General features: G+C 52.9%; 1 rRNA gene. It reads right to left on the reverse strand.

What is annotated here, in order from left to right:
• A 16S ribosomal RNA gene (locus tag GTP41_RS26735) occupies positions 1 to 998 on the reverse strand; the annotation flags it as partial.
• Positions 999 to 1,012: the final 14 nt, after the last annotated feature.

Here is a 1,012-nt window from a genome sequence, read left to right on the forward strand (position 1 = left end):
TTCCATCCATGTCAAGGGTAGGTAAGGTTTTTCGCGTTGCATCGAATTAATCCACATCATCCACCGCTTGTGCGGGTCCCCGTCAATTCCTTTGAGTTTTAATCTTGCGACCGTACTCCCCAGGCGGTCTACTTCACGCGTTAGCTGCGTTACTAAGTCAATTAAGACCCAACAACTAGTAGACATCGTTTAGGGCGTGGACTACCAGGGTATCTAATCCTGTTTGCTCCCCACGCTTTCGTGCATGAGCGTCAGTTTTGACCCAGGGGGCTGCCTTCGCCATCGGTGTTCCTCCACATCTCTACGCATTTCACTGCTACACGTGGAATTCTACCCCCCTCTGCCAAACTCTAGCCTCGCAGTCTCCATCGCCATTCCCAGGTTAAGCCCGGGGATTTCACGACAGACTTACGAAACCGCCTGCGCACGCTTTACGCCCAGTAATTCCGATTAACGCTTGCACCCTACGTATTACCGCGGCTGCTGGCACGTAGTTAGCCGGTGCTTATTCTTCAGGTACCGTCAGCAGCTGTGGATATTAGCCACAGCCTTTTCTTCCCTGACAAAAGAGCTTTACAACCCGAAGGCCTTCTTCACTCACGCGGCATTGCTGGATCAGGGTTGCCCCCATTGTCCAAAATTCCCCACTGCTGCCTCCCGTAGGAGTCTGGACCGTGTCTCAGTTCCAGTGTGGCTGGTCGTCCTCTCAGACCAGCTACTGATCGTTGCCTTGGTGAGCCTTTACCTCACCAACTAGCTAATCAGATATCGGCCGCTCCAGGAGCACAAGGTCTTGCGATCCCCTGCTTTCATCCTTAGATCGTATGCGGTATTAGCGTAACTTTCGCTACGTTATCCCCCACTCTTGGGTACGTTCCGATATATTACTCACCCGTTCGCCACTCGCCGCCAGGCCGAAGCCCGCGCTGCCGTTCGACTTGCATGTGTAAAGCATGCCGCCAGCGTTCAATCTGAGCCAGGATCAAACTCTTCAGTTCAATCTCTGTTTTTC

The organism is Pseudoduganella guangdongensis (genome assembly GCF_009857475.1).
GTDB classification, from domain to species: domain Bacteria; phylum Pseudomonadota; class Gammaproteobacteria; order Burkholderiales; family Burkholderiaceae_D; genus Rugamonas; species Rugamonas guangdongensis.